Here is a 5,855-nt window from a genome sequence, read left to right as displayed (position 1 = left end):
ACTCGCCGAGATCAGGAACTCCGGCAGCAGGCACACCAGCACCAGGTAGATGGCGCCGATGACGGTGATGCGGGTGAGAACGTAATCAATGTAATCGGCGGTGCGCTCGCCCGGGCGGTAGCCGGGGATGAAGCCGGAGTGCTTCTTGAGCTGGTCGGCGGTGTCCTTCGGGTTGAAGACAATCGCAGTGTAGAAGAAGGCGAAGAACACGATCATCGCCGCATAGAATGCCATGTAGAGCGGCTGGCCGTGGCCGAGCGAGGCCAAGATGGTGCTCGCCCAGGCGGGCATGTTGGTGGTCTGCGAGAAGCCGGCGATGGTGGCCGGCAGCAAAAGCAGCGACGACGCGAAGATCGGCGGGATGACGCCCGACGTGTTGAGCTTGAGCGGCAGATGCGAGGTGTCGCCCTGGAACATGCGGTTCCCGACCTGGCGCTTCGGATACTGGATCAGCAGGCGGCGCTGGGCGCGCTCGAAGAAGACGATGAGCGCGATGACGACGATGGCCAGCACGATGATCGCCAGGATCAGGCCGGTCGACAGAGCGCCGGTGCGGCCGAGCTCCAGCGTGCCGGAAATGGCATGCGGCAGGCCGGCGACGATGCCGGAGAAGATGATGAGCGAAATGCCGTTGCCGATGCCGCGCGCGGTGATCTGCTCACCCAGCCACATCAGGAACATGGTGCCGCCAACCAGCGTGACGACGGTCGAGATGCGGAAGAACATGCCGGGATCGCTGACGATGCCGTTGCCGTTCTCCAGGCCGACCGAAATGCCGTAAGCCTGCACCAGCGCCAGAAGCACCGTGCCGTAGCGCGTGTACTGGTTGATGACCTTGCGGCCTTGCTCGCCTTCCTTCTTCAGCGCTTCCAGCGACGGGATGACCGAGGTCATCAGCTGCATGATGATGGAGGCGGAGATGTAGGGCATGATGCCGAGCGCGAAGATCGCCATGCGCTGCACGGCGCCGCCGGCGAACATGTTGAACATGCCCAACACGCCCTTGCTCTGCGAGGAGAAGGCCTGGGCGAAAGCGTCGGGATTGATCCCGGGAAGCGGAATGTAGGTGCCAAGACGATAGACGAGCAGCGCGCCGATGGTGAACCAGATTCGTTTCTTCAGGTCCTCCGCCTTGGCGAAGGCCGAGAAATTCAGATTCGAGGCTAGTTGTTCAGCAGCCGAAGCCATGCCTGATTCTCCGCTTGGTAACGCTTGATGGCCCGTGAGGTCAGGCGGCGCGTTTCACCGAAGCTCACGAGATAAGCTCCGGGCTGTAAACATGCAAGCGGCCGCGTTGACGCGGCCGCCTAATTGAGCAGATCAAAGCGCGATCACGAGCAAAAACGAATGCCGCTCTTGCGGGTCGCGCTTCAAATTGCCGTTACTCGGCAGCGGCCTGTTCCGGCAGCTTGACCGAACCGCCGGCCTTCTCGATCTTCTCGATCGCGGCCTTGGAGGCGCCGGCGACGTCGAAGGCGAGCTTCGCCTTCAGATCGCCATCGGACAGCACCCGTACGCCGTCCTTGGCGCGGCGAATGACGCCGGCGGCGACCAGCGCCTCGGCATTCACGGTCGCCTTGGCGTCGAGCTTCTTGGCGTCGATCGCGGCCTGGATCTTGGCCAGCGACACGACGGTGAAGCTCTTGGCGAACAGGTTGTTGAAGCCGCGCTTGGGCAGACGGCGGTAGAGCGGCATCTGGCCACCCTCGAAGCCGTTGATGGCGACGCCGGAACGCGCCTTCTGACCCTTGACGCCGCGACCGGCGGTCTTGCCCGAGCCGGAACCGATGCCGCGGCCCAGACGCTTCTTGGAGTGCGTCGCGCCGTCCTTGTCACGCAGATCGTTGAGTTTCATCTTGCTTCTCCTGCGCTTCTGCTCAGCCCTCGTCCACGACGCGGACGAGATGCTGGACGGCAGCGATCATGCCGCGCACGGAAGGCGTATCTTCCAGGGTGCGCTGCTTGTGCATCTTGTTGAGGCCGAGGCCGACCAGCGTCGCGCGCTGCTCCTTCGGGCGGCGGATCGGCGAACCGATCTGCTCAACGGTGATGGTCTTGGTTGCTTTCTTGGCCATGGTCAAAATCCCTGGTCAGATCGACTATTCTTCAGCCGCAACGGCGGTGCCGCGGCGGGCCTGAAGAGTCGAATACTTGATGCCGCGCGCGGCTGCCACATCCTTGGGATGCATCTGGCTCTTCAGCGCGTCGAAGGTGGCGCGAACCATGTTGTACGGGTTCGACGAACCCATCGACTTGGCGACCACGTCATGCATGCCGAGCGTCTCGAAGACAGCGCGCATCGGGCCGCCGGCGATGATGCCGGTACCCTGCTTGGCAGCGCGCAGCAGCACGCGACCGGCGCCCCAACGTCCCTCGACGTCGTGGTGCAGCGTGCGGCCCGAGCGCAGCGGCACGAAGATCATGTCGCGCTTGGCCGACTCGGTTGCCTTGCGGATGGCTTCCGGCACTTCGCGTGCCTTGCCGTGACCGAAGCCGACGCGGCCCTTCTGGTCGCCGACGACGACGAGAGCGGCGAAGCGGAAGCGGCGACCACCCTTGACGACCTTGGCGACGCGGTTGATGTGGACCAGCTTGTCCACCATCCCGTCGTCACGCTCTTCGCGTTCACGCTCGCGGCCGCGGCCGCCTTCTCTACGTTCCTGTGCCATATCCTGTTCCTTGTTCTTTTCCGGAAGCACGGGTTGCTGGTTGCCGGCGCCGCCTTGGGTCGCCGGCGGTGAATTTCTCTCCTTTGCATGATCTTATCCGAAAAGTCTGCAACTTTTCGGGATCATGCATTAGAAGCTCAGACCGCCTTCGCGGGCAGCTTCGGCCAGCGCCTTGACACGGCCGTGATAGATGTACGGGCCACGGTCGAAGACAACTTCCTTGACGCCGGCCTTGGTCGCACGCTCGGCGATCAGCTTGCCGATCGCGGCGGCGGCGGCGGTATCAGCGCCGGTCTTGAGCGAACCCTTGAGGTCCTTCTCGAGCGTCGAGGCGGCGGCGATGGTGTGGCCCTTGGCGTCGTCGATCACCTGGACATAGATGTTCTTCGAGGTGCGGTGCACCGACAGACGCGGGCGCTCGCCGGCGACCTTCCTGATCTGGCGACGGACGCGCTGCGCGCGGCGCTGAGTGGCTTCCTTGGTACCCATGACAGTCTTCCTTGCCTTCAGAAAACGGGGGCTGCCATGTGCGGTAGGCGAAAGCGCCTCCCGCGGCCGCTCCCCGCGGCGTTAAACTTTCCTGGCCGAAAAGTTCGCGACTTTTCGGCCTGGCATATTACTTCTTCTTGCCTTCCTTGCGGACGATCTTCTCGCCAGCGTAGCGGACGCCCTTGCCCTTGTAGGGCTCAGGACCACGATATTCGCGAATCTCGGCAGCCACCTGGCCAACCTGCTGCTTGTCGATGCCAGCAACGGTGATTTCGGTCGGCTTCGGCACCGTGATGGTGATGCCGGCCGGCGTCTCGTAAACGACGTCGTGGCTGAAGCCAAGCGCCAACTGCAGGTTTTTGCCCTGAAGTGCCGCGCGATAGCCGACGCCGGTGATTTCGAGCTTCTTTTCGAAACCGTCCTTCACGCCCTGCAGGATGTTGACGATCTGCGTGCGCGACATGCCCCACTTGGAGCGGGCGGTCTTCGACTGGTCGCGCGGCTCGACAGCGATCTCGCTGCCTTCCATCTTGACCAGGACTTCGTCGTTCACCACGAACTTCAGCTCGCCCTTGGGGCCCTTCGCCGTCACGGTCTGGCCGTTGACGGTCGCGGTCACGCCCTGCGGCAGCGAAACGGGTTTCTTTCCAATACGAGACATTTGGTTGTCCTCGTCACTTCTCTTGTTTCAGGTCTCTGTCTTCGGAACGATCCGAAGACCGGATTCCAATTTGCGGCCAGCTGCCAGATCAGAAGATCTGGCAGAGGATCTCACCGCCGACGTTCTGCTCACGCGCTTCGTGGTCGGCCATCACGCCCTTCGGGGTCGAAAGGATGGCGATGCCGAGGCCGTTGGCGACGTGCGGGATCGACTTGGCCGAGACGTAAACGCGACGGCCGGGCTTCGAAACGCGGGCGATTTCGCGCACGACCGGGGCGCCGTCGAAATACTTCAGCTCGATTTCGATCTCGGACTTGCCGTTGTCGAAATCGGTCTGGCTGTAGTCGCGGATATAGCCTTCAGCCTTCAGCACGTCGAGGACGCGGGTGCGCAGACGCGAGGCCGGCGTCGAGACACTCGACTTCTTGCGGCCATAGGCGTTGCGGATGCGGGTCAGCATATCGCCGAGAGGATCGCTCAATGACATGTTATGTCCTCCTTACCAGCTCGACTTGACCAGGCCGGGGATCTGGCCGTTGTTGCCGAGATCACGCAGCGCGATACGCGATACTTTGAGCTTGCGATAGAAAGCGCGCGGACGGCCCGTGACTTCGCAGCGGTTGCGGATGCGGATCTTGGCCGAGTTGCGCGGCAGCGCGGCAAGCTTGAGCTGAGCGCGGAAGCGCTCTTCCATCGGCTTGGACTGATCCATGATGATCGCCTTCAGCGCAGCGCGCTTGGGACCGTACTGGTCGGCAAGCTTGCGGCGCCTGTTGTTCTTCTCGACTGAGCTGGTCTTTGCCATTTCAGATTTTTCCTTTTCTCGCTGCCGTTACTGGCGGAAGGGGAAGTTGAAGGCCTTGAGCAATGCCCTGGCTTCGTCGTCCGTCTTCGCAGTCGTACAAACGATGACGTCCATGCCCCAGATCTGATCAACCTTGTCGTAGTTGATCTCCGGGAACACGATGTGCTCCTTGATGCCCATGGCGTAGTTGCCACGGCCGTCAAAGCTCTTGGGGTTCAGTCCGCGGAAGTCGCGGACGCGCGGCAGCGCGATGTTCACGAGGCGGTCGAGGAACTCGTACATGCGTTCCTTGCGCAGCGTGACCTTGGCGCCGATCGGCATGTTCTCGCGGACCTTGAAGCCTGCGATCGAGTTGCGGGCGCGGGTCACGACAGCCTTCTGGCCGGCGATCAGCGCCAGGTCCTCGGCGGCGACCGAAGGCTTCTTGGAGTCGCCCGTGGCCTCACCGACGCCCATGTTCAGCACGATCTTGTCGAGGCGCGGAACCTGCATGTCGTTGTCGTAGCCGAACTGCTCCTGCAGCGCCTTGCGGATGGTCTCGTTGTAGACCTTCTTCAGACGCGGCACGTTGGTGGCAGCCGTCTGCTTGGTTTCAGCCTTAGCCATTGATGACTTCTCCCGAGCGCTTGGCGACGCGCACTTTCTTGCCGTCCTTCTGGAAGATGAAACCGACGCGGGTCGGCTTGCCATCCTTGGGGTCGGCCAGCGCGATGTTCGACAGGTTGATCGGCGCTTCCTTGGTGATGATCCCGCCCTCTTGGGACTGGGTCTGCTTCTGGTGGCGACGGATCATGTTGACGCCGCGAACCAGCGCGGTGTCATCCTTCGGCTGCACCGAAAGGACTTCGCCCGTACGGCCCTTGTCCTTGCCGGCAAGCACGACAACCTTGTCGCCTTTTCTGATCTTTTGCATTGGTCCGGCTCCTTACAGCACTTCAGGCGCGAGCGAGATGATCTTCATGTGGTTCTTGGCGCGGAGTTCGCGCGGAACCGGTCCGAAGATACGCGTGCCGATCGGCTCTTTCTTATTGTCGACGAGAACGGCCGCGTTCTTGTCGAAACGGATCACGCTGCCGTCCGGGCGGCGGATGTCCTTGGCCGTGCGAACCACGACCGCCTTCATCACATCGCCCTTCTTAACGCGGCCGCGCGGAATGGCTTCCTTGATCGACACCACGATGATGTCGCCGACGGAAGCGTATTTCCGCTTCGAGCCGCCCAGCACCTTGAT

General features: G+C 62.4%; 11 protein-coding genes. All 11 read right to left on the bottom strand.

The window, feature by feature from the left end:
• The coding region (secY, locus tag J0I79_RS02825) for a preprotein translocase subunit SecY (RefSeq protein ID WP_292855208.1) at nucleotides 1-1,188 on the bottom strand (1,188 nt) is incomplete at its 3' end.
• Between the two features lie 193 nt (nucleotides 1,189-1,381).
• The gene (gene rplO / locus J0I79_RS02820; protein ID WP_292855207.1) at nucleotides 1,382-1,855 is read right to left on the bottom strand and encodes a 50S ribosomal protein L15; all 474 of its coding nucleotides are present in this window, start codon (nucleotides 1,853-1,855) and stop codon (nucleotides 1,382-1,384) included.
• Between the two features lie 22 nt (nucleotides 1,856-1,877).
• Nucleotides 1,878-2,075, bottom strand: coding sequence for a 50S ribosomal protein L30 (gene rpmD / locus J0I79_RS02815; RefSeq protein ID WP_006205449.1), 198 nt, complete (start codon nucleotides 2,073-2,075; stop codon nucleotides 1,878-1,880).
• A 24-nt stretch (nucleotides 2,076-2,099) separates the two neighbouring features.
• Nucleotides 2,100-2,669 (bottom strand): 30S ribosomal protein S5, encoded by a 570-nt coding sequence (rpsE, locus tag J0I79_RS02810; RefSeq protein ID WP_292855206.1) that lies wholly within the window; start codon nucleotides 2,667-2,669, stop codon nucleotides 2,100-2,102.
• Nucleotides 2,670-2,798: 129 nt separating this feature from the next.
• Nucleotides 2,799-3,158, bottom strand: a complete 360-nt coding sequence (gene rplR, locus J0I79_RS02805) for a 50S ribosomal protein L18 (RefSeq protein ID WP_140730116.1) — start codon at nucleotides 3,156-3,158, stop codon at nucleotides 2,799-2,801.
• Between the two features lie 127 nt (nucleotides 3,159-3,285).
• Entirely contained in the window at nucleotides 3,286-3,819 is a 534-nt protein-coding gene (gene rplF / locus J0I79_RS02800; protein ID WP_292855205.1) for a 50S ribosomal protein L6, read from the bottom strand.
• An 88-nt stretch (nucleotides 3,820-3,907) separates the two neighbouring features.
• Nucleotides 3,908-4,306 carry a 30S ribosomal protein S8 gene (rpsH, locus tag J0I79_RS02795; RefSeq protein WP_006205453.1) on the bottom strand — a complete coding sequence of 133 codons (399 nt, stop codon included), beginning with the start codon at nucleotides 4,304-4,306 and terminating at the stop codon, nucleotides 3,908-3,910.
• A gap of 12 nt (nucleotides 4,307-4,318) precedes the next feature.
• Nucleotides 4,319-4,624 carry a 30S ribosomal protein S14 gene (rpsN, locus tag J0I79_RS02790; protein WP_137934268.1) on the bottom strand — a complete coding sequence of 102 codons (306 nt, stop codon included), beginning with the start codon at nucleotides 4,622-4,624 and terminating at the stop codon, nucleotides 4,319-4,321.
• A 27-nt stretch (nucleotides 4,625-4,651) separates the two neighbouring features.
• Complete coding sequence (gene rplE / locus J0I79_RS02785; RefSeq protein WP_292855204.1) at nucleotides 4,652-5,230, bottom strand: 50S ribosomal protein L5; 579 nt, start codon at nucleotides 5,228-5,230, stop codon at nucleotides 4,652-4,654.
• Nucleotides 5,223-5,537, bottom strand: a complete 315-nt coding sequence (gene rplX, locus J0I79_RS02780; RefSeq protein WP_137934270.1) for a 50S ribosomal protein L24 — start codon at nucleotides 5,535-5,537, stop codon at nucleotides 5,223-5,225. The genes rplE and rplX overlap by 8 nt, the downstream gene beginning before the upstream one ends.
• Before the next feature lie 12 nt (nucleotides 5,538-5,549).
• The coding region (rplN, locus tag J0I79_RS02775; protein ID WP_292855203.1) for a 50S ribosomal protein L14 at nucleotides 5,550-5,855 on the bottom strand (306 nt) is incomplete at its 5' end.

The sequence above is a fragment of the Mesorhizobium sp. genome, assembly GCF_017306585.1.
Classification (GTDB): Bacteria; Pseudomonadota; Alphaproteobacteria; order Rhizobiales; family Rhizobiaceae; genus Mesorhizobium.
The sequence above is the reverse complement of the archived record's forward strand: the minus strand, read 5'-3'. Positions and strand labels throughout refer to the sequence as shown.